25 protein-coding genes and 3 pseudogenes are annotated in these 26,139 nt (G+C 31.9%); 13 read left to right on the top strand and 15 right to left on the bottom strand.

Annotated features, from left to right (window positions below; all coding sequences use genetic code 11):
- Positions 1-44 precede the first annotated feature (44 nt).
- The 3 genes from HMPREF2953_RS09915 (at position 45) to pbp4 (ending at position 3,518) form a co-directional block, all read left to right on the top strand.
- Positions 45-923 (top strand): ribokinase, encoded by an 879-nt coding sequence (locus HMPREF2953_RS09915; RefSeq protein WP_070673163.1) that lies wholly within the window; start codon positions 45-47, stop codon positions 921-923.
- Between the two features lie 139 nt (positions 924-1,062).
- Complete coding sequence (locus HMPREF2953_RS09910; protein WP_070673161.1) at positions 1,063-2,202, top strand: polysaccharide deacetylase family protein; 1,140 nt, start codon at positions 1,063-1,065, stop codon at positions 2,200-2,202.
- Positions 2,203-2,366: 164 nt separating this feature from the next.
- Complete coding sequence (gene pbp4, locus HMPREF2953_RS09905; protein WP_070673159.1) at positions 2,367-3,518, top strand: penicillin-binding protein PBP4; 1,152 nt, start codon at positions 2,367-2,369, stop codon at positions 3,516-3,518.
- Between the two features lie 94 nt (positions 3,519-3,612).
- On the opposite strand, the gene HMPREF2953_RS09900 is transcribed toward pbp4, so the two are convergent.
- On the bottom strand, positions 3,613-4,197 hold the full coding sequence (locus tag HMPREF2953_RS09900; protein ID WP_049334894.1) for a TetR/AcrR family transcriptional regulator: 585 nt from the start codon (positions 4,195-4,197) through the stop codon (positions 3,613-3,615).
- 193 nt (positions 4,198-4,390) lie between these two features.
- On the opposite strand from HMPREF2953_RS09900, the pseudogene HMPREF2953_RS09895 reads away from it, so the two are divergent.
- Positions 4,391-6,166: pseudogene (locus HMPREF2953_RS09895) on the top strand (oleate hydratase).
- Positions 6,167-6,226: 60 nt separating this feature from the next.
- Here the strand turns inward: HMPREF2953_RS09895 and HMPREF2953_RS11150 are convergent.
- The 8 genes and pseudogenes from HMPREF2953_RS11150 to HMPREF2953_RS09860 all read right to left on the bottom strand — a co-directional run.
- Positions 6,227-6,496 (bottom strand): annotated as a pseudogene (locus tag HMPREF2953_RS11150) (excinuclease ABC subunit UvrA); the annotation flags it as partial.
- Between the two features lie 90 nt (positions 6,497-6,586).
- Positions 6,587-7,372 carry an arylamine N-acetyltransferase gene (locus tag HMPREF2953_RS09885; RefSeq protein ID WP_070673155.1) on the bottom strand — a complete coding sequence of 262 codons (786 nt, stop codon included), beginning with the start codon at positions 7,370-7,372 and terminating at the stop codon, positions 6,587-6,589.
- An 80-nt stretch (positions 7,373-7,452) separates the two neighbouring features.
- Positions 7,453-8,088: an ABC-2 transporter permease gene (locus HMPREF2953_RS09880; RefSeq protein ID WP_070673153.1), complete on the bottom strand. Its 636-nt coding sequence runs from the start codon at positions 8,086-8,088 to the stop codon at positions 7,453-7,455.
- Entirely contained in the window at positions 8,088-8,933 is an 846-nt protein-coding gene (locus tag HMPREF2953_RS09875) for an ABC transporter ATP-binding protein (RefSeq protein ID WP_049334898.1), read from the bottom strand. The genes HMPREF2953_RS09880 and HMPREF2953_RS09875 overlap by 1 nt, the downstream gene beginning before the upstream one ends.
- A gap of 30 nt (positions 8,934-8,963) precedes the next feature.
- On the bottom strand, positions 8,964-9,155 hold the full coding sequence (locus HMPREF2953_RS11705; RefSeq protein ID WP_256263339.1) for a DUF3169 family protein: 192 nt from the start codon (positions 9,153-9,155) through the stop codon (positions 8,964-8,966).
- A 29-nt stretch (positions 9,156-9,184) separates the two neighbouring features.
- Positions 9,185-9,685 (bottom strand): DUF3169 family protein, encoded by a 501-nt coding sequence (locus HMPREF2953_RS09870; RefSeq protein ID WP_256263332.1) that lies wholly within the window; start codon positions 9,683-9,685, stop codon positions 9,185-9,187.
- Positions 9,682-9,885, bottom strand: coding sequence for a helix-turn-helix transcriptional regulator (locus HMPREF2953_RS09865; RefSeq protein WP_049334900.1), 204 nt, complete (start codon positions 9,883-9,885; stop codon positions 9,682-9,684). The genes HMPREF2953_RS09870 and HMPREF2953_RS09865 overlap by 4 nt, the downstream gene beginning before the upstream one ends.
- A 126-nt stretch (positions 9,886-10,011) precedes the next feature.
- Positions 10,012-10,494, bottom strand: coding sequence for an RrF2 family transcriptional regulator (locus HMPREF2953_RS09860; RefSeq protein WP_070673151.1), 483 nt, complete (start codon positions 10,492-10,494; stop codon positions 10,012-10,014).
- Positions 10,495-10,629: 135 nt separating this feature from the next.
- Between HMPREF2953_RS09860 and HMPREF2953_RS09855 the strand changes: the two genes are divergently transcribed.
- Together HMPREF2953_RS09855 and HMPREF2953_RS09850 are read left to right on the top strand one after the other, a co-directional pair.
- Entirely contained in the window at positions 10,630-11,550 is a 921-nt protein-coding gene (locus HMPREF2953_RS09855; RefSeq protein WP_070673150.1) for a DMT family transporter, read from the top strand.
- Between the two features lie 237 nt (positions 11,551-11,787).
- Positions 11,788-12,957: an MFS transporter gene (locus HMPREF2953_RS09850; protein ID WP_070673148.1), complete on the top strand. Its 1,170-nt coding sequence runs from the start codon at positions 11,788-11,790 to the stop codon at positions 12,955-12,957.
- Between the two features lie 65 nt (positions 12,958-13,022).
- Here the strand turns inward: HMPREF2953_RS09850 and HMPREF2953_RS09845 are convergent, their stop codons facing one another.
- Entirely contained in the window at positions 13,023-14,564 is a 1,542-nt protein-coding gene (locus HMPREF2953_RS09845; protein WP_070673146.1) for a bifunctional metallophosphatase/5'-nucleotidase, read from the bottom strand.
- Between the two features lie 99 nt (positions 14,565-14,663).
- Entirely contained in the window at positions 14,664-14,915 is a 252-nt protein-coding gene (locus HMPREF2953_RS09840) for a hypothetical protein (RefSeq protein ID WP_070673144.1), read from the bottom strand.
- 1 nt (position 14,916) lies between these two features.
- Between HMPREF2953_RS09840 and HMPREF2953_RS09835 the strand changes: the two are divergent.
- The 3 genes and pseudogenes from HMPREF2953_RS09835 to HMPREF2953_RS09825 form a co-directional block, all read left to right on the top strand.
- Positions 14,917-15,264: pseudogene (locus tag HMPREF2953_RS09835) on the top strand (ABC transporter permease subunit); the annotation flags it as partial.
- 1,073 nt (positions 15,265-16,337) lie between these two features.
- Positions 16,338-16,820: a GNAT family N-acetyltransferase gene (locus HMPREF2953_RS09830; RefSeq protein WP_070673141.1), complete on the top strand. Its 483-nt coding sequence runs from the start codon at positions 16,338-16,340 to the stop codon at positions 16,818-16,820.
- A 16-nt stretch (positions 16,821-16,836) separates the two neighbouring features.
- Positions 16,837-17,313, top strand: coding sequence for a peptide-methionine (S)-S-oxide reductase (locus HMPREF2953_RS09825; protein WP_070673139.1), 477 nt, complete (start codon positions 16,837-16,839; stop codon positions 17,311-17,313).
- Between the two features lie 50 nt (positions 17,314-17,363).
- Here HMPREF2953_RS09825 and HMPREF2953_RS09820 read toward each other — a convergent pair whose 3' ends face one another.
- Positions 17,364-17,717 (bottom strand): hypothetical protein, encoded by a 354-nt coding sequence (locus HMPREF2953_RS09820; RefSeq protein WP_002449196.1) that lies wholly within the window; start codon positions 17,715-17,717, stop codon positions 17,364-17,366.
- Positions 17,718-17,854: 137 nt separating this feature from the next.
- On the bottom strand, positions 17,855-18,208 hold the full coding sequence (locus tag HMPREF2953_RS09815) for a DoxX family protein (protein ID WP_002449545.1): 354 nt from the start codon (positions 18,206-18,208) through the stop codon (positions 17,855-17,857).
- 211 nt (positions 18,209-18,419) lie between these two features.
- Here HMPREF2953_RS09815 and HMPREF2953_RS09810 point away from each other — a divergent pair, with 211 nt between their 5' ends.
- A complete protein-coding gene (locus HMPREF2953_RS09810; RefSeq protein ID WP_070673137.1) occupies positions 18,420-19,598 on the top strand; it encodes an MFS transporter in 1,179 nt (392 codons plus the stop codon).
- Positions 19,599-19,699: 101 nt separating this feature from the next.
- Here the strand turns inward: HMPREF2953_RS09810 and HMPREF2953_RS11530 are convergent, their stop codons facing one another.
- Together HMPREF2953_RS11530 and HMPREF2953_RS09805 are read right to left on the bottom strand one after the other, a co-directional pair.
- Entirely contained in the window at positions 19,700-19,867 is a 168-nt protein-coding gene (locus HMPREF2953_RS11530) for a hypothetical protein (protein WP_002449294.1), read from the bottom strand.
- A 253-nt stretch (positions 19,868-20,120) separates the two neighbouring features.
- Positions 20,121-21,005, bottom strand: a complete 885-nt coding sequence (locus tag HMPREF2953_RS09805; protein WP_002449315.1) for a LysR family transcriptional regulator — start codon at positions 21,003-21,005, stop codon at positions 20,121-20,123.
- A gap of 256 nt (positions 21,006-21,261) precedes the next feature.
- Between HMPREF2953_RS09805 and HMPREF2953_RS09800 the strand changes: the two genes are divergently transcribed.
- The 3 genes from HMPREF2953_RS09800 to HMPREF2953_RS09790 all read left to right on the top strand — a co-directional run bounded on the left by HMPREF2953_RS09800 (position 21,262) and on the right by HMPREF2953_RS09790 (position 26,087).
- Entirely contained in the window at positions 21,262-21,873 is a 612-nt protein-coding gene (locus HMPREF2953_RS09800; RefSeq protein ID WP_019834763.1) for a metallophosphoesterase, read from the top strand.
- A gap of 118 nt (positions 21,874-21,991) precedes the next feature.
- Positions 21,992-24,238: an LPXTG cell wall anchor domain-containing protein gene (locus HMPREF2953_RS09795; protein ID WP_070673135.1), complete on the top strand. Its 2,247-nt coding sequence runs from the start codon at positions 21,992-21,994 to the stop codon at positions 24,236-24,238.
- 271 nt (positions 24,239-24,509) lie between these two features.
- Complete coding sequence (locus tag HMPREF2953_RS09790) at positions 24,510-26,087, top strand: YfcC family protein (RefSeq protein ID WP_002488275.1); 1,578 nt, start codon at positions 24,510-24,512, stop codon at positions 26,085-26,087.
- Positions 26,088-26,139: the final 52 nt, after the last annotated feature.

Here is a 26,139-nt window from a genome sequence, read left to right as displayed (position 1 = left end):
ATTTAGATATGATATGGATGAGAAAGAAAAAGGAGAGGGTTAATATGAAACGTATTTATGTTGTGGGAAGTATGTCGATGGATTTGGTTGTGTCGACTGACCAAGTGCCAAGTAAAGGTGAAACTGTATTAGGAAATACATTTTTCACTACACCAGGAGGTAAAGGCGCGAATCAAGCAGTGGCAGCAGCAAGATTAGGTGACCATGTTCACATGGTAGGGTGTATTGGCGATGATACGTTAGGTAAACAAATTCTTGAAAATCTAAAGCATAATCATGTAAATGTTGAATATGTAAAAAAAGTAAAAGGACCTTCAGGTACCGCACACATTACACTAGCTGATAATGACAAAAGTATTATTGTTGTACCTTCAGCAAATCATAAAGTTACAGTCTCTTTGGTAGACTCAGCTTTGTCAAAAGCAAATAAAGGAGATATTGTGTTACTTCAACAAGAGATTCCAGCTGATGTTGTTGCTCACACTGTTCATTATTGCTATGAACATGAACTCACTTCTATTTTAAATCCAGCTCCATATAGAGACATTTCAGATGATATATTGGAACAAGTGACATATTTAACACCAAATGAAACTGAAAGTGAAAATATGTTTGAAGGAGACATTGAACAAGCTTTAGAACGTTATCCTGATAAATTGATTGTGACACAAGGTGCTTTGGGCGCTGTATTTTATGATGGTTTAGAACAAGTTGAAATTCAAGGTATTGAACGAGAAGTAAAAGATACAACAGGCGCAGGGGATACATTTAATGGTGCGCTTGCAGTCGGATTACAAAAAGACGATTCACTTGCTAAAGCTATTGCATTTGCTAATGTCGCTGCCAGTCATTCAGTTACAGCACTTGGCGCACAAGGTGGTATGCCTACAATAAATGATATCGCTAAAGATTTAGATATGTAGTTGTTGTATATAAACGTGTTAAGTTAATTTTAAAATAAGTGTATTCAAAAGTTGATCAACATCTATTATAAATAATATAAAATTATTATATAATGTTGAAAGGTATTATAATATTTCTATAAATTAAAGGAGTAACTATATGACTAAGACATATTTACTTAGCACGCTTATTGTTTTAATATCTATAGTTTTATGTGCATGTCAATTTTCAACATTGTCATCATCACAGAAAGACACTAAAAAGGATAAAGAAAATATCGAAAATATGTATGCGAAAAAAAGTACTCAGAATAAAAAAGATTGGCAAGTGTATCAAGGTGATATTGCACATGTATTTTATCATCCAGTGATTACTGAACCTAAAGTAGCTTTTACACAAGAGAAGAATCAAGCTAAGGGTAATTTCGATTGGATGATTACAGCTGATGAGTTTAAGCGTTCATTAAATGAACTCTATAAACACCATTACATATTAATAGATCCACATGAGGCTTATGATTTAAAAGGAAAGACAGTTACTAGAAAAGAATTAAAATTACCTAAAGGTAAGAAACCATTAATTTTATCCATTGATGATATGAATTATTATGAGTACATGAGAGGTCATGGATATGCAGATCGTTTAGTGTTAGATCAGAAACAACATGTCGTTTCTGAAACTAAAGATAAAAATGGTAAGGTAACAACAAGTGAAACAAATGATATTGTACCTATATTGAATCAATTCGTGAAAGACCATCCTGACTTTTCACTCAATGGTCAAAAAGGCGTCGTTGCGCTAACAGGATACAATGGCGTGTTAGGTTATCGAACAAATGAGTTAAATAATAAAGATTATCTAAAACGTAAAGAAGATGCTAAAAAAGTTGTCAAAGCAATGAAACGAGATGGTTGGACATTTGCAAGTCATTCATGGGGACATATCGATTTTGCAAATAGTTCATATGATCAAATTATTCGTGATACGAAACGTTGGAAAAACGAAGTAGAGCCCATTATAGGAAAAACAGACTTATTTATATATCCACACGGTGCTCAAGATAGAGGGTCTAAAGCATATCAATACCTTGTTCATGATGAAGGATTTAAATTTTTAGCAGGTGTAGGACCAAATAATTTTACAGATATCGGCAATGATAGTGTCTATCAAGATCGTGTTGCGATTGATGGATTAAATTTATATGATTTTAAATATAAATTAAAGCCATTTTTAGATCCAAGTAAGGTGTATAGTGAGAAAGATCGTCAATATTTTAAAGGAGATAAATCCTATCAATAGTATGCTATAAACAAAAGAGTTGGACAAAATTCATAAGACCATTTGTTCAACTCTTCTTTATTTTATAATTAAAGAATATATATTAGATACTTAGTTGTAATTCGCCTATAAAGTTGTTATAAAATATATTATACAATATTATAAAAATAAAAGTAGGTAATATAATGTTTTTGAAAGTAACACAAAATATTGGAATACTTAGTTTATTTACATTATTAGGAACTTCAATCTCTCATGCAGCAGAAACACCCGTTGATATTACAAATAAAGAAGGTAATGTCGCAGTAAGTTCAAATTATGAACCTGATGGTGTAACGCTTACGACACAACAAGGCCAAATATTATATAATTTCCAAGGAAATAAAGAAGCGGATCCTGCTTCTTTGTCTAAAATGATGACCCTCTATTTAACATTAGAAGCAGTTCATCAAGGAAAACTTAAGTTAGACGATAAAGTTAAAATCACGAGCGCGTATGATCAATTATCTAAAAAGCCAAATTTAACATCTGTCCCTTTAAATCAAGGTCAAATATATACTATTAAAGATTTATTAACACAGGCAACCTTACCTTCAAGCAATTCAGCCGCAATGATTTTAGGAGAACAAGTGAGCGGCAATACGTCAACGTTCACAGACAAAATGAATGCACAAGCTAAGGCTTTTCATATGAAACATACACATTTTGTGAATCCAGCAGGTGCTGCTAATGATTTACTTGGACAACAAGCACCAAAGAAATATAGAAAAGATATTTATCCTAAAAGTACGTCAGAAGATATTGCGATATTATCTCATCACTTAATCGCCAAACATTCGCAAATTTTAAACATAACGCAACTTAGTCAAGATACTCAAAAAGGTTATACTTTTAACAATACTAATTTATCAATTAAACATGAGCCCCTTTACTTAAAAGGTACAGATGGATTGAAAACGGGTACGAGTGATAAAGGATATAATATTGCTTTAACTAACCAACAGAATCACCTTCGACTCAATGAAGTGGTTATGAATGTGGCACCGTATATGGATAATAATGCTAAATACAATCGTAATCGAATAGGGAATGCGATTTTTAAACATTATCGCAAAGAATATGAATACAAAAAAGTATTATCTAAAGGAGAACATAAGATTGGCGGTAAGACATATAAAGTAGATAAAAATTTATATGATACCGTTCCTAAAGATAATAAAAAATGGGATATACGAATCAATAAAGATGGAAAAGCCTATGTGCACTATAAACGTGATTTTTTACCAGAAACGACGTATCCACGAGTAAATGCTAAAAAAGTATGGAAATGGTTCTAAATAAAAGCGGGATACACTTTACCGTACTATTAAATGTGAGATGAATATCAAACAATTTAATAAATCATTACGATATTTGTTTCCCGCTCTCGTTTTATTTTAATAACTTTAAATGAACTTCTCTCGCTCCACAAATCATGGTAACGATATCTGAAGACACGTCATCAATGGATTGTTGACCATACTGAATCCAGTTTAGAATAACGCTTAAAATGCCTCCAGTTAGAAATTCTCCATAAATGAACTCATCTATGTAAAATTGTCCAATTTGTTTATCAAATTCAATTTGTCGTTTAACCACTGCATAAATTTGATTATATAAAATTTGATAAACTTCACTATAAATATTGATAGAAATGACACTTTTTACCATTGCTTTGTTATCACTAATGAAAAGTAAAATATCTTTCATAAATTTATTGAAAAATTGTCTCGGATCTTTTGGATCAATTTCAGGCAAATGTAACGTTCGAAAATATTCAATTAATGTACCAACAATATGATTAAGTAAATCATACTTATCATTGAAATGACGGTAAAATGTAGAACGACGTACATTTGCTTTTTCGCATAAATCTTGAATCGTGATATTGTCAAAAGATTTTGTTTCAAGCAAATCTGAGAATGTAGTAATGAGTGCTTTTTTTGTTCGTTGTACACGTAAATCTTGATTATTCATGTTGTTCACCTCTCATTTAGGACATTTTATCAAAAATGTCACTTAAGTTACATTTTCATTTAACTGACTCACAATAATATTTTATAAAATGATTATAATATAAACGAAGGGTAGATTAATTTCTAAAGCATTTACTTATAGTTTACTACTTTTCATAGATAACTAAAAAAATATAAATTGGGAAGTGAATCATATGTACTATAGTAATGGAAATTATGAAGCATTTGCACGTCCGAAGAAACCTGAACATGTAGAACAAAAGTCTGCTTATTTAATCGGCTCTGGATTGGCTTCTTTAGCTGCTGCATGTTTCTTGATTAGAGATGGGCAAATGGATGGGTCAAACATCCACATTTTAGAAGAATGATCTAAATCTGGTGGAAGTTTGGATGGTACTGAACTTCCAATGAAAGGCTACGTTATGCGTGGTGGTAGAGAAATGGAAAATCATTTTGAGTGTTTATGGGATTTATTTCGCTCCATCCCATCACTTGAAATTGAAGATGCTTCAGTTTTAGATGAGTTTTATTGGTTAAATAAAGAAGATCCAAACGACTCACGATGTCGTGTTATTGAAGAAAGGGGTCAACGCTTGCCTACAGACGGAGACTTTACTTTAACGAAACAAGCAATGAAAGACATACTTCAATTATGTTTGATGAAAGAAGAAGATTTAAATGATGTAACAATTTCAGATGTCTTGTCAGAGGATTTCATGAATTCGAACTTTTGGATTTATTGGAAAACGATGTTCGCATTTGAACCTTGGCATTCTGCGATGGAAATGCGTCGTTATTTAATGAGATTTGTGCATCATATTGGAGGATTAGCTGATTTTAGTGCTTTAAAATTTATTAAATACAATCAATACGAATCACTCGTACGCCCTATGGTTGCATACTTAACGTCCCATGGTGTGCAATTTGAATATAATGTCCAAGTGCTTGACGTTAAAGTAGATGTTACTACCAAAGACAAAGTTGCTAAAACAATTGAACTAAAACGAAATGGTAATAAAGAAACGATTCAGCTCACACCCGATGATCTCGTATTTATTACTAATGGTAGTATCACAGAAAGTTCAACATATGGTGATAATGACACACCCGCACCTCCTACAAAAGATATTGGCGGAAGTTGGAACTTATGGCGTAACTTAGCCAAACAAAGCCCTGAGTTTGGTAACCCTGAAAAGTTTTATAAAGATTTACCAGATAAAAGTTGGTTCGTCTCAGCAACGGTAACGACAAATAACAAGACGGTCATTGAAGCTATCGAACGTTTATGTAAACGGGATCCATTAGCTGGAAAAACAGTTACAGGTGGGATTATCACAGTGAACGATTCTAAATGACAAATGAGTTTTACTGTGAATCGTCAACAACAATTCAAACAACAACCTAAAGATGAAGTGAGTGTATGGGTATACGCTTTATATTCAGATGAGAAGGGCGATTATATCCATAAACCGATTGTTGAATGTAGTGGTCATGAAATATGTCAAGAATGGTTATATCATATGGGATTACCTATTGATCAAATAGAATGCCTCGCAACACAACATTGTAATACGATTCCTGTATATATGCCTTATATTTGTTCATATTTCATGCCAAGAGCGATTGGCGATCGACCACTTGTTGTCCCTCAGCACTCTCGTAACTTAGCCTTCATTGGTAACTTCGCAGAGACAGAAAGAGATACAGTGTTTACTACAGAATATTCTGTAAGAACAGCGATGGAAGCAGTTTATCAATTACTGGACATAGATAGAGGTGTTCCAGAAGTCATGGCGACAGAATTTGATATTCGTGTCTTATTAGATGCGATGTATGAACTTAATGATCGTAAAGACTTGAAAACATTAGCCGAGCAAAATAAAATACAACAAGTTGCATTACACACGTTCTTGAAAAAAATAAAAGGTACGTTTGTAGAAGAACTCTTGACGCAACATCAATTATTATAATAGTGTGTAGGTAAATGTTAACCCCCGCGTGTTTGAGGGCATGCGGGGGTTAAATCATTATTATTCAATATATCGTCTTAAATGTTTTGCTGTAACAGAGTTGTTAATATCTAGGAGTCCTTTAGCTTCTCCAGCATACAATAATTGTCCTCCATGTTTACCAGCAAATGGTCCAATGTCAATAAACCCATCTGCTTCTGTCATCATTGTTAAATGATGTTCGATTAAAATGACAGTATTCCCTTCATCAATCAAATGATTAAAGTAGTCAACGAGAATAGGTAAATCGTCTTCATGAAGTTTTGTTGTAGGTTCATCAAAGATAAATATTTTTTAAGTTATTTTGTTTTGCCCAATAATTTCGATATCAGACATAGTTTTCACCTCATTGTTGTTATTACGCGACAGTAGTAAATTTATTCACTTTTCTAAAGGAAGAATAGTAACGTCAAGATTAAAATAGGTCTTTAAAAAATCTTTATAATTTTCACATGTGACAGCGAATTGCTCTTTTTTATATCTTTTAGTAAGGGTAAGGTGATGATAAGACATCGTAGCTCGACCAAAATTTTGTGGTTTTGTAATCATGAGTTGCTTTACAAATATAGATTCAGGATGTGAGGTATTGTAGTTAATCATTTCATCAAAATCATGAATATCATGAGAAATAAACTCTGCTTTATAACGTGTTACCCACGTTGTTTCTTCCAGTTTTTGAAGAAGATACGTCGTAGGGGTTTCAAAAATGGCACGAAATTGACCTGTCTTTTCAAACACAATTTGTGTCGCTTCAATTGAAGTTATTGGGAGTGCTTGTAATGGTAAATCGCCAAATCCCACATCAGCAATATAGTAACCATTATTAATAAGCACAACCAGTGATAAATGAGAGCCTTTAGGACTGTAGTTGCCATTAGGCTGATGAACGGTTGCTGACATTCGAAACACTTTAAAACCTTTAGCTTCTAAGTAGCTACCGAAGAAGTGGTTCATTTCATAGCAAAACCCACCCCGATGTTGATATATAAATTTATTAAATAAATAATCTAAATCAACTGAAATCTTTTCTTTATTTTGAACACTAATATTTTCAAAAGGAACGGTTAGCATAAAGCGTTCCATATAATAGTTAAGTGCATCTAAAGTAGGGTGAGGATAACGTTGAGACTCAATATTTAAATAATCTTCAATTGCTTTAATATCCATAGTTTTTCCTCCTTAATTGTTATATATTCAAAATATAAAATAGAACAAACGTGTGTTCTTAAACGAACACACGTTTGTGATTATAGTTCTTGTTTCTTAAAAATAGATAGTGATGAAAAATAAGAAATGACAAAAATAATAACACCAAGCAATGCATAACTACCAGTTGCTACTAAAACGAGGGGGTTTGAAGCGATTTTACTCATTGAACCTGCTTTTATGAGTATTGGCATAACTGCAAAGAACCACATGGATAAAAATAACGCAACAGCAACAACTGCTGTAGTAAGCATAATGACATTTGAATTCTCAGGACCAAATTTAAATGTGAGTGGAAACATTAATGCATACGTACAAGCCATCCCAATACCTATGAATGCTGAAAATAATGTAACCATAATATCTTGAGTCACGATAAGACAAATGATGGCGCCAATCATTAAACCAAGTAAAATGAGTAAACCATAAAAAGCAAAGTATGCTTTTACATAAGTATGTCTATGTGTAGGAAGGGTAGATACATAGTACATCCATTTAGAATCTTTTTCACGTTTTAAGTTATCTGATACGGGAGATAATAACATGACCATTAGCATGAAACAACACATCATTGGACTAAAAAACGCAAACACAATACTTAATACGATACCAATAATTAAATAAGTTATGAGCGATTTTTTAGAAGCATAAAAACTACTAAGCATAAGTCCTTTCATTATTTATCACCTCGCATAATTAATTTTGTAGCATCATCAATATTTTGAAGCGGGCGTGCTTGTTCAAAGTGTTGACGTTGCTTAACTAACGTTTGACGTTGACCTTGACGTATTCGTGAAGCAATGATTACCTCTTGAGGTAAGTCTAAAGGAGAAGTTTCATCTGTTTCGATAATGCCATAATCAGTTAGTAATATATGTTTGTCTTCTTGTAAAAGAATATGACCATCGCGCATAAAAATAAGTTTTGTAGCAAGTTGTTCCATATCCTCTGAAATATGAGATGAAAGTAAAATACCATGCCCCTTTGATACATAATCTTCGAGAATTTCTAATACTTCTTCTCGTCCTGAAACATCCATACCAGCTGTCGCTTCATCTAAGATTAATAATTTAGTATCATGCGAAAGGGCGATGGCTAATGCTGCTTTCATGCGCATCCCTCTAGAAAAAGTAGAAATTTGATTATTTTTAGGTAATTCAAATGTTTGAATAAGATTGAAAAATTGATCACTATTCCAATGTTTAAAAATATTTAAAAATACTTTATCGATCTCTGTTATTGTCAATTTATTCGGTACACGTAAATCATCAAAAACTACACCTACGTGCTCTTTATAATTTTTATCGTTTTCGGAAATAATTTGATTAAAAAAAGAAATCTCTCCTGAATCTTTAAATCGATTACCCACTAATGTGTTAATAAGTGTGGATTTACCTGACCCATTTTTACCAATTAAGCCAATGACCTCTCCTGGATTTAAAGTAAATGAAATATCATTTAATTCGAAATTTGAATTCTTATACGATTTATTAAGTTGTTGTACTTGAAGTAAATGTGTCATCTAATGATCCTTTCTTTATAGAAATGAAAACTATGAATGATAAAATTTATATGTTTTTAATAAATGACTAAATCCATTATAAATAAACAAAATGATTAAAATAAAGATTCCTAACGTTTGGGAATGACCAGTTTCTAACGAATAAAAACCTAAAAATATTGCACCAACCATAATTAAAGATAGGTTAATATAGAATGTTTTGAACAAAGAGTTAAAGTAAATATGTCGTTCTCCTTCATCTAAAATATTAATTAATTTCTCAGAATAATTTTTTCTCCTACTTTGGGGTAGCGAGAATCAAATTTACGATAAAACAATCCTGTAATTACCGAGGAAATAATCGTTGTCATAAAAGGGAGTAAGGCCCAACTACTAGCACTAGAATTTCCATTTCCTAAGACAATGATAAAAAGAGCAGTAAAGCTAATTGTTAATTCTAGATAATAAATAAATGAATTTTGCATATATGCTAAATTAGCTTTCTTATCATATGAATCTGCTTCATCTTCATCAATATGTGTTTCGGATAAACGTTTGTAATGAATGGCTTTTTTTTGAATCATAATTAAATACATACTTAAGACTAGAATAAGCGCTACACAGATTAATGAGATTAAAATGACATTCGAATGCGTAGCATAATGATAATTTCCAAAGAAGTGAAAAGTATGGTTGTAGTTAATGAATAGAGCTATACATCCTCCAACCAGTCCACCCATTAACAAAGTGATTATAAAACGACCTATTTTCATAAATCTTCCTCCTCAATCATAAAGATAGATTCAACAGGTTCATTAAAAATACGAGCTATTTTCATAGCAGTTAAAATAGAAGGTGTAAAGTCATTTCTTTCAATGAGAGATACAGTTTGACGTGAGATGCCTGCTTTTTTAGCAAGTTGCGTTTGATTATAACCTTCTCTCGCTCGTAATTCTTTCAATCGATTTCGCAATCATCATCATCTCCTCACAATTAGTGTATATTATTATAGTCATTTTGACAAATGTATTTGTCAAAAAGTATATAAAGTAAATTATGGGTAAGACTAACGATTGTCTGATGTTAGACATCCGGATGTCTAAAGCATCTTACTATTTAATCTTATCCACTGTGTAATGTCTTCAAGATTATAAAGCTTGATAATATCTTGATATATATCGTCTAAATTTATATTAGAAAGTGTAGAAATCAATGTATGTTCAATATGAGTTAAAGCGATACTGATGTTACATTGTTGTGCTTTGTGTCCTTCTTTTTCTCCTAAAAAGTTGGTAAGTAAATGTTGACTTGAGAAGATATTGCCACGACCTTCAATAGCTAAAAAGACATCGTAAAAAGTAATATCTTTGAGTTTTTTTCTAAGTGTAAATCCTCCATTTTTACCAGTTGTTGAATATACCAAATTTTCTTTTACTAATGCTTTTACTATTTTTTTTAAGTAAGAATCAGAAACTTTAAGTCGCTTGCTTAAAGCGGTAGATGTCATTACTGACTGACGAGGGAGCTGGTTTAAAATTAATAAGACATATATTGCTTGTTCCCAACCGGTAGATAATTTCATATATAAGCCTCCTATCAAACCTATTATATAATATTTTTATATTATATTTAAAAAATAAAGTAGTTCCTATATAATTGTATTTAAAGACAAAATATATCTCAATTATCTTTAATTGAAAATAAGGAGACGACAGCAGTGAAAAAACATTTAAATACTTCAATAACATTTTATATGTCCATTCTTTTTACGACTATTTTTATGGGATCATCTTTTCCAACTGGCAAATATTTAATTTCAAATGAACATGTTCCACCTATGCTTCTTGGTGGATGGCGATTTGTTATCGCAGGATGTATGATGTTAATCCTTACATTTATGAGAAATGGGAAAAGAGGCATTCTACCCACAAGTAAAGGGAATAGTTATAAAGGATTTATATTAGTGTTCGTTATTGGACTTTTACAAACAGCAGGGACGATGGGATTATTAAATTTTGCAATGGCATTTGGCGTGTCTTCTTCTATATCATCTATTCTATTATTTACGAACCCGCTATGGCTAGCCTTTTTAGCGCATTTTATTTTAGATGAAAGGTTAACAAAAATTAAAATTATTTCACTTATACTTGGCGTGTTTGGAGTAGGAATATGTCTCGGATTAGATGAAACATTATTTGGATGGGGAACGCTTTTTGCACTAGCTGGTTCATTATGTTGGTCAATCAATACAATAGTGACAAAAAAGGTAGTGTTTGATAAAGGGCCCTGGGTTTTAACAGGATGGCAACTATTATTCGGTGGTATGTTTATGCTGATAATGAGTCTCGTTTTAAAAGAACATTATACACTTAGTTCGCTTAATCATTGGGGATGGATATGGTTCTTTTGGCTTATTATTCCAGCTTCTGTAGGTTCATTTGGATTATGGTTTTATAGCTTAAGCCAACGAGGGGCAACTACGGCGAGTAGTTTCTTATTTTTAGTACCACTATTTTCGACACTATTTTCAATTATAGGATTAAGAGAGCCCTTCACGCTTCATTTAATTTTAGGAGGTTTATGCGTTGTTGTGGCATTAATGTTAATTCATCGTCAACCGAGGAAAAATATTTTATAAAATACAATATTCAATACATTGAATATAAATATATATATTAATAGAAATTAGGTTATATAAAACGTTAGTTAAGCCTTTTGAAGTTGTCTTAATTTTAACATAATGAAAAAATATGAAAACTTGTCATTACTATATTTTTGAGAAATAAAAAATTTTAAAAAATCTCTTCACAGAGAATATAATTTTGTGTAGTATATCTTTCATATGATTTTTAGAGAGAAAAAGGAGGAAACAATAATGAAAGATAACAGAATGATGTTCTTCATATTTATGTTAGGTACATTTACAGTTGGAATGGCAGAATATGTTGTTACCGGATTGTTAACTCAAATTGCAAGCGATATGAAAGTGTCTATTTCGAGTGCAGGATTATTAATTAGTGTGTATGCAATTAGTGTTGCATTAATCGGTCCATTAATGCGTGTATTTACTTTAAAAGTGCGCGCACAACGTTTACTCCCAGTACTGATGGCCATTTTTATTATAAGTAATGTAATAGGGATGTTAGCACCGAATTTTCCAATATTACTGTTATCTCGATTATTGTCAGCCTCTATGCACGCGCCTTTCTTTGGCGTATGTATGAGCGTAGCTGCAGCTGTTGCGCCTCGTGGTAAAAAACCACAAGCGATTGCTCTCGTTCAAGCCGGATTAACAATTGCAGTGATGATTGGCGTGCCATTCGGTTCATTTTTAGGTGGATTTGCGAATTGGCGCTTTGTCTTTGGCGTCATGATTTTGTTAGCTATCATTACTATGTTAGGAATGATGAAGTTTGTACCTCATGTCGCTTTGAGTACAGAAGCGAGTGTGAAAAAAGAATTAAAAATATTTAAAAATCCACATATCTTAATTGTAATGGCAATTATTGTCTTTGGTTATTCAGGCGTATTCACAACTTATACGTTTATGGAACCAATGATTCATAAATATGCACCATTTGGAATTGTTGGTTTAACTGTATGTTTATTTATGTTTGGCCTTGGCGGTGTGGTTGGTAACTTGCTTACAGGTAATGTACCAGAACATAAACTTACACAGTACTTGTTCTATACCTTTGTGTTATTATTTATAACGATTGTTGTATTTGTAACAGCAGTGCATAGTGCGATTTTAGCAATTATTATTTGTTTCTTATTTGGTTTCGGCACTTTCGGTACAACGCCTCTATTAAATAGTAAAGTGATTTTAAGTGCACATGAGGCACCGTTACTTGCAAGTACACTTGCAGCTTCAGTCTTTAATATTGCAAACTTTTTAGGTGCCATTGTGGGATCAATACTATTATCAATGGGATTTCCATATCTTACGATTACATTTGTATCAGGCGGGATCATTATCTTAGGAATTATAATTAATACAATTAATCATTTTTATGAAAAAAAGTATGTTACATTTGATCATTAATCAAAAGCGTTCTAAATTGAATTCACTCAATTTAGAACGCTTTTTTATAAAATGTAAAATGAATGTTAAATAATTACCTTAAAATTGACAACTTGAGGAATATGAGATACGTCGTGTTGTGTCATATAATCAATTAATACTTGTGCGCCTTCCTCTTGAATATCTTTAACGACTGGCGCTTCTGCAAACATTTTATAATCTCCGCCTCCAACTGCACGATAGTTGTTCATACATATGGTATACGTTTTTGTGTCTTCTAAAGGTGAAGCGCCGACTCTAATATCTGAAACACGTTGTCCTACAGGTGCACCAGCATGAATGGTATAAGAGATTCCTCCATACATATCATAATTAAAATGTTGAGGTTTTGGAGATAAAAATGTGTCACTGACTGTGATTTCATTATTGTCATTTACACTAAAATAACTTGCTGATTTTTCTAAAGCAGCTTTAATTCCTTTGCCATTAAGTTCTAAAACTTGGAATGTATTAGGAAAAGGATAGTTATTAATGATATCTCGCATTGTGACTTGTTGATTAAAGCCTTTAGCTGAATCAAATAGCGCAGTGCTTGCTATATCTGCACCACTTTTTTCTAACAAAATATAATTTATCAGATTAATAAGTGAATGAGGGTGTGTTCGAGCTTCGAACTGATGAGTGATTAGCATTGGTTCTGATAATGTTGTAATGTCTGTATCAAGCCAATCTTCAAGTTTATTTAAAAGTGAATGATCGTTGTTAGATAATGTTAATGAAAGATGAGAAGGCACAGATACAAGAGTGCTCTGTTTGTCTGTAATTCGATGTTCATGATCTAAAGTTAATGTCACCTTACCAAATTCTGTACCTCGTGTACCTGGTTGGATAATAGCGGTATCATTTTTTATCATTGCAATATCACGATGTTGGTGTCCTGTTATAAGCACGTCAATATCTTTATGGAAACGTTCTAGTATATCAGATCCTTCATTTTCTCCAGTTAATTCTTCAGTAGGTATATCAGTATCAAGACTTCTTTCAAAACCGCCATGATAAGACACAACGACAACATCTGATTTTTTACGAACGTCTGGTAAAATACATTTTAATGTTTCAACTGCACTGTTGAACGTTAATCCTTTAATATGGGCAGGTTGTTCCCAATTTGGAATGAATTGTGTTGTTAATCCAATGACGCCAATAGTTATATCGCCACGTTTAAAATAATTTACGCCTTGACCAGTCAAAGGTGCGTTATTGTGATCAAAAATATTTGCACACAAGATAGGGTGATGAAGATGGTTTAAAGTATTTTGTAAATAAGGTAATCCATAATTAAATTCATGATTACCTAATGTACCAAAGTCAAAATTAAGACGATTATAAATATCAGTAAGAGGTTGACTTGATTGTTCTTCAGTTGCTAGGTAATGGCATAAGGGAGAACCTTGTAAAAAATCACCATTATCAATTTTAAAACTATAGTCATCGTGTTGACGTTCTTGTTCGATCAGTTGATTTACTTTTAATAATCCCATAGGAAGATTTTGGTTTCTTTTTGAAAAGTCAGTGGGAAAAATGTAGCCATGTATATCACTTACGATATAAAAAGAGAGTTGTGTCATAGGTCATTTCCTTTCATAAATAAAGAGATAAAAAGGGAAGTAGTTTATTGAACGCCACATACCTTTATTATCTCTTATGTGTTGTATTACTATTATAAATTATTGAATTGAACCTGTAGCAAGCGTTTTACTACCTTGTTTTAAACGAATATTCGCACCTGAAATAGATTCAGATGTTTTAGCTGTAAAAGTTAATGTTGCGTTACCTTGGTCGTCAGTGGTTACACTTTGTTCTTGACTATAGCCTACCGTATCATAAGTTTGCCCATCTTGAGAAAAACGTGCAAGCTGTCTACCACCATCTTGATAAACACCTAATTTTAAATGATCAATAGTTGTATTTTTAGCCATGTCAGTAGGGATGTTAGGTAAATTATTTATAGAGGATATTGAAAGTTTAGACTTCTCATCAGCAGAGGCTTTAAAAGCAAGTGGTGCGAATAAAACTAAAACACTTGTCTTTGCAGTGATTCCTCAAATTTTACCTTCATTCTTATCCCTTATTTTATATCGTTTTGAATTAAACTTACGTTCAGCATCTATTTTAGGTTTAATCGGTGCTGGTGGTATTGGTACACCACTGATCTTTGCACTTCAAACACGTTCATGGGATCGAGTAGGGATTATCTTAATCGGCTTAGTGATTATGGTAGCCATTGTTGACTTTATCTCAGGAGCTATTCGTAAACGTATTGTGTAATAGAAAATATAATTTGAACATTTTTATAAACAAATAGAGCTATTGCCAGAACTTAGAAAACTGGACAATAGCTCTTTTATAATGCATGAAAGAAATGTTGTTACAGTATTAGTAACAGATACTTAGAAAAATACAGTTAATGTTTTTTAGGAATAACGCGTCTAAAGCTAATACTTCTAAGGCTAGTATAAGAGTGAATATGCTAAAATCATTATATTTTGAAGTATTAGTGTCATATTCTTTAGTAAGGGGCGTTACTAAAGAATATGTAACGTTATTTAAGGATTGTGAATGATGATAACTAAGTGTAGGTTCTGTTTTTAAATAATGTGGTTATTCATTGATGTGTGATTCGATACATAAGTCGTGTTGTCAGAGTAACGTGTTGTTTGAATAGCATTTAATTTAGTATCAGGGGTTGAATCGTCGTTGTTCGCTGTTTCATTAAGCTCTGTTTTTCAACATAACTATTAAAATCGTTGTCATTATTTTCTAGGGTGTCTTTACTTTATTCATTTTTCTATACAAGATCATTGAAACCGATACCTTGTCTTCAGATAGATTTCACTGTGGCGCTGAAACATGATAAAAACGTGTGTGTTGATTCTAACGGATGACGGGAACGTTATTCATGTTATAGTTAATCTTGATTTATTTTGTAATCATTTCTAAGTGTAATGAGTCATTTGTTTTGGTCATGATTAATTGGTATCGTTCTCTGAAGCAATAAGCTGATGAGGTATACGATCATTATATTGTTAATCAATATTCTGCTAGGATGTGAGAAAAAATGAATGAAGATGCTATAAGTGTTGTACCAAATATCTATTTAAAATGATGTATAGTCAAAGATAGTTAGTTCTTAGTAATGATCATTCTATATACATAAAGATAATGATTTTATTTTTTCAAAAATAATCATAACTATGTACATTTATAAACTAACATATTTATAAAAAAACAACCTTAATATTCCCTATCATCTATATGACAGTTTTGTCATACACTTAAAAGTTGATAGGATAAATCGCTATTAAATAAAACTATATGATGACATTGAAAGGATGTAGAAGATGAATTTTCGAAATGTAGTGGCAGATGATTTAGAAAGTTTAATTCAATTAGAAAATGAAGGGTTTACTAAAGAAGAAGCAGCAACAACTCAAGCTTTAAAACAGCGTATTGAAATCATTCCGGATACGTTTATTGTTGCAGAAGAAAACAATCAAATCGTTGGCTATATTAATGGTCCAGCTATTTCGAATAAGTTTATTACAGATGATTTATTTGCATCGATTAGACCTAACCCCAATATGGGTGGTTATTTAAGTGTACTCGGTTTAGTTGTAGCGAAAGATTTTCAACATCAAGGCATTGCAGGACAACTGTTAAATAATTTTGAGAATATAGCAAGGCAACATGCACGTTTTGGAGTCACTCTCACTTGTCGTGATACTTTAGTAAGTTTTTATGAATCGCATGGATATATTAATAAAAGATTATCAGATTCTAATCATGCAAATGTAGCTTGGTATAATTTAGTAAAAAAATTATAAAAATAGGGGTGATACATTGGAAACAGTATATCTAGCTGGAGGGTGTTTGTGGGGTGTACAAGCATTTATTAAAACATTGCCAGGTGTTATGGCTACTGAAGCAGGACGTGCGAATGGAACGACGCAGCGACTTGATGATGAATATGATGGCTATGTAGAATGCGTTAAAACAATTTTTAATCCTGACATCACTTCAATTCATGATTTAATGCATTATTTATTTGAAATCATAGACCCATACAGTCTGAATAAGCAAGGCGTAGATAAAGGACCTAAATATCGTACAGGTGTTTATAGTGAAAATGAGAACCATCTTAAAGAAGCACAACAATTCATTCAACAACGTTCAGATAGAGATAAAATCGTTGTGGAAGTACGTCCTTTAGAAAATTATGTTAAAAGTGCAGACGAACATCAAGATAGATTAGATAAACATCCTGAAGATATATCATTATGTCACCTCTCTAAAAGTATATTAAATAAATACAACTAAAAGGAATGGGACAGCATTCACATCGTATTCGTTGTCCCATGTGCGCTTTATTATTTCTTAGAAAATGTATCGATAAGACTAAGTGCAGCTAAACCTAATAAATCTAAAGCATGTTGTGCGCCAACCTTACCATGACCTGCTTCAAGGCGTTTGTATACTGCAACACTTAATACACTAAACGTGACAAGTGATCCTAAGCGAGAAATATTTTTATGCAAGACACTTGTGGCAAACAAACCCGATGCAATGAACTCAATCACACCTGCTAATTTCATTGCACGTTCCGATAATTTAAAATCTTGTGTAAACAGTTGTTTAGTATAAGGGTTACCGGTAAGTTTACGTTTTGAAGCGGCATACAAATCTTTAGCGAGTTTTAAATTGGTAGCATAACGTAATATCATTATCTAAACGCTCTTTTATATTATATTTTTTAGTTAAACTAAGTATAAAAGTCGCGTTAAAAAAAGTTAAATAAAAACGTTCAGCATAAATGTGTAATGCATTCACGCTGAACGTTTTTATTTATATAGTTATTGAATTAGTTTTTACCGAATGTATCAGCAAAACTTAAAGCAGCTAAGCCAAGTAAATCTAAAGCGTGTTGTGCGCCTTCTTTACCGTGACCAGCTTCAAAGTGTTTGTAAGCTGCAACGCCTAATACGCCAAATGTTGCAATAGAACCTAAACGAGAAATATTTTTGTTTAAGAAACTTGCAGCAAATAATGCAGCAGCAGTAGCTTCTACTGTACCTGCTAATTTAACTGATTTTTCTGGTAAACCAAATACATTTTTAAATGTATCAATCATTTCTTGGCTACCTTGTAATTTTGGTTTTGATGAATCATATAATTCTTTTGCAAGTTTTAAATTTGCAGCATAACGTAAGATCATTAATAAGTACTCCTTTTTTAGTTAAATTATTTTATTATAAAATAAGTATAATTTTTATACTAGAAATTATATGATTATTGGTAAGTAAAGTCAATAAAAAGCGTTAGATATTACCTTTTTATAAGAAAGTGTTAATCAGTACACTTTAGAAACTATATTGAACGTGTCATAATAATATTGTTGTGAAAAAATCTATGAAAGGAGTTATATTATGGAAACATCGATGAATTATAATCGAATGACTACAATTTTCTTTATTTCGGGTATTATTGTTATGGCAAGTTTATACACTGCTTTACCCCTTACTTCTGTATTCGCAAAAGATTTTGACATTTCAAATGCTGTTGCCTCTCTAAATGGTGTGATCTTTTCAATTACGTATTCAATCAGTTGTCTATTTTATGGTACAATTTCTGAAAAATTTGGACGTATTCGTACGATTTTATTTGGACTTATTGGACTCGTCATCATATGTTTACTTATAGGCTTCATTCATTCGTTCACACTACTTATTATTCTTCGTGCAATTCAAGGTATATGTGCGGCAGCTTTTTCGCCTGTATCTATTACTTATGTCACTGAAACGTATTCCCCAGTAAAACGTGTGACTGCGATTAGTTTTATTAGTACAAGTTTTATGTTATCTGGTGTCATTGGCCAAAACTTGAGTGAAATTGTAGTACGTTATACTAATTGGCATATGGTTTATTTTATATTAACGTTACTTTACATCTTTATAGCAGTACTTATATATAAATATATTCCAGAAAGTCCAGTGAAAAATCCTCAAATCAAACTAGTAGGTTTCTTTACAAACTTTAAAGATTTTAAAGATAATAAAATAGTCATATTATGTTATCTTATTTCTTTATCTTTACTTACCATGTTTATTAGTATGTATACAATCTTTAATCATTATATTACTTCTGATATTGTGGGTGGCTCGGAAGCAACAGCCATTAATGCTAAACTCTTTGGTATTATTGGGATGTTACTTTCATTATTAGCAGGACGTATGAGTGATCGTATAGGAGTTAAACATGTTATCGTAGGCGCATTAATTGTTAGTATCGTTTCTCTTATTTTAATGGGCTTCACTACAAATGTTATTTTATTAGTGATATGGAGTGTATTATTTGTGGGAGGTATTGCGTTTGCAATTCCATCTACGATTTCAAAAGTAGGTATGGTTGTCAATCGAAATCAAGGTTTCTTCTTATCTGTTAATACATTTATTCTGTTTTTAGGAACAGCCATTGCGCCATTATTGATGATTCTTATTCAACCATTATCTAATTTTACATTACAATTTATAATGATTGCGACCATCGGCATCATCGCTCTTATAGTCGCTTTACTTTTACCAGGTAGAAAAAATGAAATACGATAATATATATGATATATAAAAGAATGACCAATGAAAAAATACAGGGAGTGTGACAACACTCATTTAGGATCTATTGACATACTCCCTATAACTTATGTATAAACTTAAGCTACGAAATATCCGATCAGACAAATTGCACCAATGAGTACAAATAAAACGCCAGGTAAATATATTTTTTCTCTAAGATCAATATCTTGTCTATATGCGACGAAGCTACTAATAGAGATGAGTATGATACCAACTACTAGTAAAATAATAGAAAGTATAAGCATCAACTCAGCCTCCTTCATATCAAAATTGATGAAAACGGGGTTCTCTTAATTTTATTATATTAGGAACAGACAAATTTTTATAGCGATTTATTAATATAATGTAAAAATGTTATCATTTTTATAGTTATTTATTAATAAAATTTATAATAAATTTACATTTAATAAAATAATTAAAAGGAGTAGAAAATGAATTCTACAAGAATTGTTTTCTACTCCTTTGGTTATATAAATGATCTTTTCATCTCATTGACGTCTAAATACTTTCATTTTTTAAAGAATAGATTAATGTCATAAAGTTTTGAATAAGAGCAGTGAGATGATGATCTGCCCGGTAAACGATAGAGATATAACTTGAAGGTGGGCCTTCTTTTAATGACTTGCCAATAATATTAGGATGATGGAATAAGGTGCTTTGACTTACAAGACTCAGATAATTAGAATCTTTAATAATGGTTAATATACTACTAATACTATTTGATTCCATATGAACATTTAAATCAATAAAATTGTTTTTTCGCCAATCATCAATACTTTCTCGTGTTGAACCACTACTATGAATAATGAAACGATACGCATTTAAATCTTCTAATGAAATATCTGTTTTTGAAGCCAAAGGATGTCTTTTATCCATTGCGATAACAAGTGGATTTTCTTGAAGACGTTTCACTTTCAATTCTTTTTCATTGAATCCTTTTTCTGAAATAACGCCGATATCAATCTCTCTATCTTTTATTTTCTTTAGTATCATAGGAGCAGTATCTACAATTAAATTCATATCAATATTTGGATAATCATGCATATATTTTTTTAAAGTGGTAGGAAGAATACTATAAATAGGTGCATGACTTGCTCCAACGCGTAAAGTCCCACGTTTGGATTGTTTGAATTCTTCAATCATATGTGTTGTTTCATCAATTAAATTTAGCATTTTATTAGAATTACGATAAAGTAAGTCTCCAGCATCTGTTAAATTGAAACATTTCCCTTTTTTAAAATATAAGGGTATTCCAAGTTCGTTATTTAAATTTTTTAGATGAAATGTTACAGTTGGTTGCGTTATCCCCAGTTTTTCAGCAACAGCATTTTCATTCTGCAATTCAACAAAATTTTTAAAAATCATCATTTGTTTTGTATTCATAAATTAATTCCCCAAAATATATAAATTTTTTCTATTCTATTGTTTATATTAAAGAAAGAATTTTGAGGTTACGTTAATAAATTGTTTAAAGTTAGTTAATGTTGATACATTATAATGGAATATACAGTATTATCAGTAGAGGATTGAATAAAAATTTTGTTACGCTCTCATGTATTAAATTAAAAATTGAGGGTAATAACAATGTTGCTTAACAAATCTTACAACATAAAGCATTTACATTTAAGGAGAGATTTACATGTCAGAAAGACTACTTGTGATTTCTGATATTCATGGACATCGAAAAGCCCTTTCCATACTTTTAAAACGAGCAAAATATAATCCCAAAAAAGATCAACTCGTACTTATGGGGGATTACGTCAATAATGGGCCGGATTCATTTGGAACATTAAAATTGGTTAAAAGGTTAAAACGACGTGGTGCGCTTGCTTTAGCAGGTAATCATGAAATGCGCTGGTTAAATAGTAAAGATAAAAAGATTAAGCGTTGGCATCCGTTCTTACGTGAATTATCTGCTGTTGAAGTGATTGGTAATTATATTTTTGCACATGCAGGAATAGATACCAATAAACCTTTGAATAAGCAGATTAAAGAATATACTACTGGACATTATTCACATTCGCTTAATCGTCAGATTCCTAAAAATAAATATTTAGTTCATGGTCATGTACCGAATGATCGCTATGGATTAAAGAAAGACGAGATTTATAAAAATAAAAATGAATTATCTATAGATACAGGCGCAGGACACAATAAGTTTTTATCGCTGATTGATTTAACAGGTCAATATCAGTATTCAGTAGAGGTAACGAATATTCGAAAAATGAATATAAAACGCTTAAAAATATAATAGTTAATGATGTTTAATCTTTGATTAAAACGAATAAATAAAAATATAATAAGACATTCAAGTTTTATGTAAAATGTTATATAATGAAATGGAATATCACTAAAAAAGGGTGGCATTAATGAATAAAAATACGCAAAACAAAAATCGTAAAATGTCGAAGCTAAGTTCGTATTTAAAAGTGTCATGTTCAGCTTTAATATTAAGTAGTTCACTTGTAGGTTACGGGTTTACTAAAGATGCATTTGCAGCAACACAAGATGCAGAAACAGCAACTTCTGAAACTACAACACATGTTCAAAAAGATTTACAAGATGCAATGAATAAAGCGAAAAAAGACATTAAGCAACTAAAACATTTAAGTGCAGTTGAGTTAAAAAGTTATAAAGAAGATATTGAAAGTGCTAAAAATCAGAATGAAATTAAAAATATAATCAAAGAAGCGAAAAAAGAAAATAAAGTAACAGCACAAGAAAACACAACTGACGTTTCAAACAAGGATAATAGCACTGAATCATCTAGCACTCAAGATGCTTCAACAGAAGAAGAAAAGGCTACAACAAGTAACGACACTTCTGCTGATAATACATCTAATATATCAAATGAATTAGATAACATCGTATCAGATCTAGATACTTTATCTAATAAAGTTGATAGCGGTCAACAAAAAGATGCAACAACATCAAATGAATCTTCGTCTTCTGAATCAAATACTTCTGAAAACACAACTGATGAAGTAACGAAAGAGGAACCTACTACGGAAGAATCACCAAAAGAAGTGCCAACAACAGAGAAACCTTCAAACCAAACAACCTCTTCTAAATCAGAAACTTCTATTGTTGATAAATTAGATAGTATTAAAAATGATATTGATAGTGCTAAAAAAGACATCGAAAGTTCAAAAGAAAACGATTCAAATCAATTACCAAGTGATGAAAATAGTACAGAAGAGGAAACAACTGAATCATCTAGCACTCAAAATGCGCCAACAACAGAAGACACAACAAATTCTAATTCCAACCATCATGTATTAGATGGATTAGCTAAATTAAACGATACTCATAAAGATCAAGACTTAGATACAGATGCACGATATCATCAATTTGATAAAGTGAATCGCCAATTATCTGAAGCTGAAAAAATTAATCAAGCTATTGCTAAAATTGAAAATAGTAAAGATGATGCCAGTCATTTATATATCAATCGTAAATTAGATCAATTATCTGATTTACGTGATAACATTCAACATCAAGCTGATTTAGCGAAAAAAGATAAACAAGCTATTGATAATGACATTGAAACTGTACGTAAAAATATAGAGAATAACCGTGATATTATTCTTAATCGTTTGCAACAAGTCTCTGACAAACAACGTGCAGCTGAAGATGTATTAAACAGTGTGTTTAGCAAAAATGAAGCGCAACACATATTGAAAAATATTAAAACAAAAGGACAATCTGATAAACAAATTGCAGATCAGATTATGAAACAGATTGATGGATTGACTTCAACAACGAGTGATGACATCTTAAAATCTATGTTAGAACAAGCACCTAATAAAGAAGATTTATTAAAAACAATCTTATCTACACGTTTAGGACAAAATGAAGCGGCTACTATTGCGAAACGATTAGTAAATGACCATTTAACAAATTCACAAATTGTTGATCGCTTAAAACAAGCATTTAATCAACATGGTCTTGTGTCTAGTGATGATATTTTAAATGATATTTTAGATAAAACGTCTAATCGTAAACAAGCCATTGAAACAATGTTAGCAACAAAATTAAACCAAGCAAAAGCGAACGCTTTAGCTGATATTATTTCAAGAGTACAATCTGATAAAGCGAATGCTTTGGATTTAGTGAAAAGTACAATTAATGGTAAAGCCAATGACTTATTACAACTTCAAAATAGCTTAGGTCAAGCCAAAAATAGATTAAACTATATTCTTGATCCAATTGTAAATCGACCATCATTATTAGATCGTATTACGGGTAACACAAGTGGTTCCAATCTCGGTTCAAATCTATTAGGTAATGGATTAGATTTACTAGGTGGTTTAACTGGAAGTCATTTATTAGGCAATCTTCCTTCAGGTAGTAGTTTGCTTGATGGATTAACAAATGGAAACAGCTTACTTGACGGTATAAGTGATATTCCTAATCCAACACAAGGCTTATCATTAGGTCATTTAGGCGATGATGGTTTACTTAGCGGTTTATTTAATAGTGATGGAAATTTATCATTACCTGCAACAGGTGAAGCCATTAAGAAAAACTGGATTCCGATTGCAGCAGTGATTGCTATTGCAGGTGGGGCACTTGTATGGTTCAGTCGTCGTAAACATCACCAATCTAATAACTAAACCAAATAAATAGGAGTAAATAATTAATGCCATTGAACATTAATTATTTACTCTATTTTTATATATTGAGTTGTTGCACTTAAATGGACAACTCAACATATGTAAAAGATGTATCCAAAGTATGAATAATAATCTATTTACTTTACATCATCATTGAGTGTCATATGCATTAGACATAAACTTAAAGTATGAAAAAACAATTTGAAAATGACTCAATTGTAATTATGACGTAGTACATGTTGAAGTGATTAAGATTAAAGGGGTGGGGAGCATGGAACACAGTGAAGGTGTATCTCATACAGTATCTGATAACAAAGAGAAAAAACGGTTTCGATTAAAAATGCCTGGTGCATTTACAATTTTATTTATTTTAACCATTATTGCAGTGTTAGCAACTTGGATTGTGCCAGCAGGTGCGTATTCTAAGCTTTCTTATCATGCAGGAGCGCATGAATTTAAGATTGTCGATGCACATAATAAAACAACGACAGTCCCAGGGACACAAGATCAACTTGACAAATTAGGTGTCAAGATTGATGTGAACCAATTTAAATCAGGTGCTATCAATAAACCGATATCGATTCCTGGAACTTACGAGCGCTTGAAACAAAAGCCAGCGGGTCCCGATCAAATTACGACAAGTATGGTAAATGGAACGATTGAAGCTGTCGATGTCATGGTATTTATTCTTGTGCTTGGTGGTTTAATAGGCGTCGTACAAACGAGTGGTGCTTTTGAATCGGGATTATTAGCATTAACTAAAAAAACTAAAGGACATGAATTTTTACTGGTCTTTATGGTATCCATCTTAATGATTTTAGGTGGAACGTTATGTGGCATTGAAGAAGAAGCGGTCGCTTTCTATCCAGTGTTGGTACCTATCTTTATAGCGATGGGCTATGATTCCATTATATGTGTAGGGTCTATTTTCCTGGCGAGTTCTATTGGGAGTACGTTTTCAACAGTTAACCCTTTTTCAGTAGTCATCGCCTCTAATGCTGCAGGAACAACCTTTGTAGATGGATTATATTGGCGTATTGCTGGACTTATTGTAGCAACCATCTTTACGATAGGATATTTATATTGGTATGCAAAACGCATTAAAAAAAATCCGAAACGATCATACACTTATGATGATAAAGTGAAGTTTGAACGACAATGGTCAGTGATTAAGAATAATAGTGAAGACAGTATCTTTACCTTACGTGAAAAAATTATTTTAATACTCTTTATCTTGCCCTTCCCAATTATGGTTTGGGGCGTCATGACTCAGGGATGGTGGTTCCCGATTATGGCGTCTATGTTTTTAGCCTTTACCATTGTGATTATGCTTATTGTCGCATTAGGTAAGAATGGATTAGGTGAGAAAAAAGTGGTCGATGCATTTGTTAATGGTGCATCAAGCTTAGTAGGCGTATCATTAATCATTGGTCTTGCACGTGGTATTAATAGGATTATGAATGATGGACTGATTTCAGATACAGTGTTAAATTTTTCATCATCACTCGTAAAACATGCGAATGGCCCACTGTTTATTCTTGTATTATTGATTATCTTTTTCTTCCTAGGATTTATTATTCCTTCATCATCAGGATTGGCTGTACTTGCCATGCCAATATTTGCACCACTTGCTGATACAGTAGGTATTCCTCGATTTGTGATTGTTACAGCGTATCAATTTGGACAATATGCGATGCTATTTTTAGCACCAACAGGATTGATTATGGCTACATTACAAATGTTGGATATGAAATATTCACATTGGTTTAAATTTGTATGGCCAATTGTCGTTTTTGTATTTATCTTTGGCGGTGGCTTATTAGTTGCCCAAGTATTAGTATATTCATAATAAAAAGCCATTGAGTTTCAAATTTTTGAAACTCAATGGCTTTTTTATGCAT

The organism is Staphylococcus sp. HMSC072E01, from assembly GCF_001814125.1.
Lineage (GTDB): Bacteria > Bacillota > Bacilli > Staphylococcales > Staphylococcaceae > Staphylococcus > Staphylococcus hominis.
This window is presented reverse-complemented; position numbering and strand designations above follow the sequence as displayed.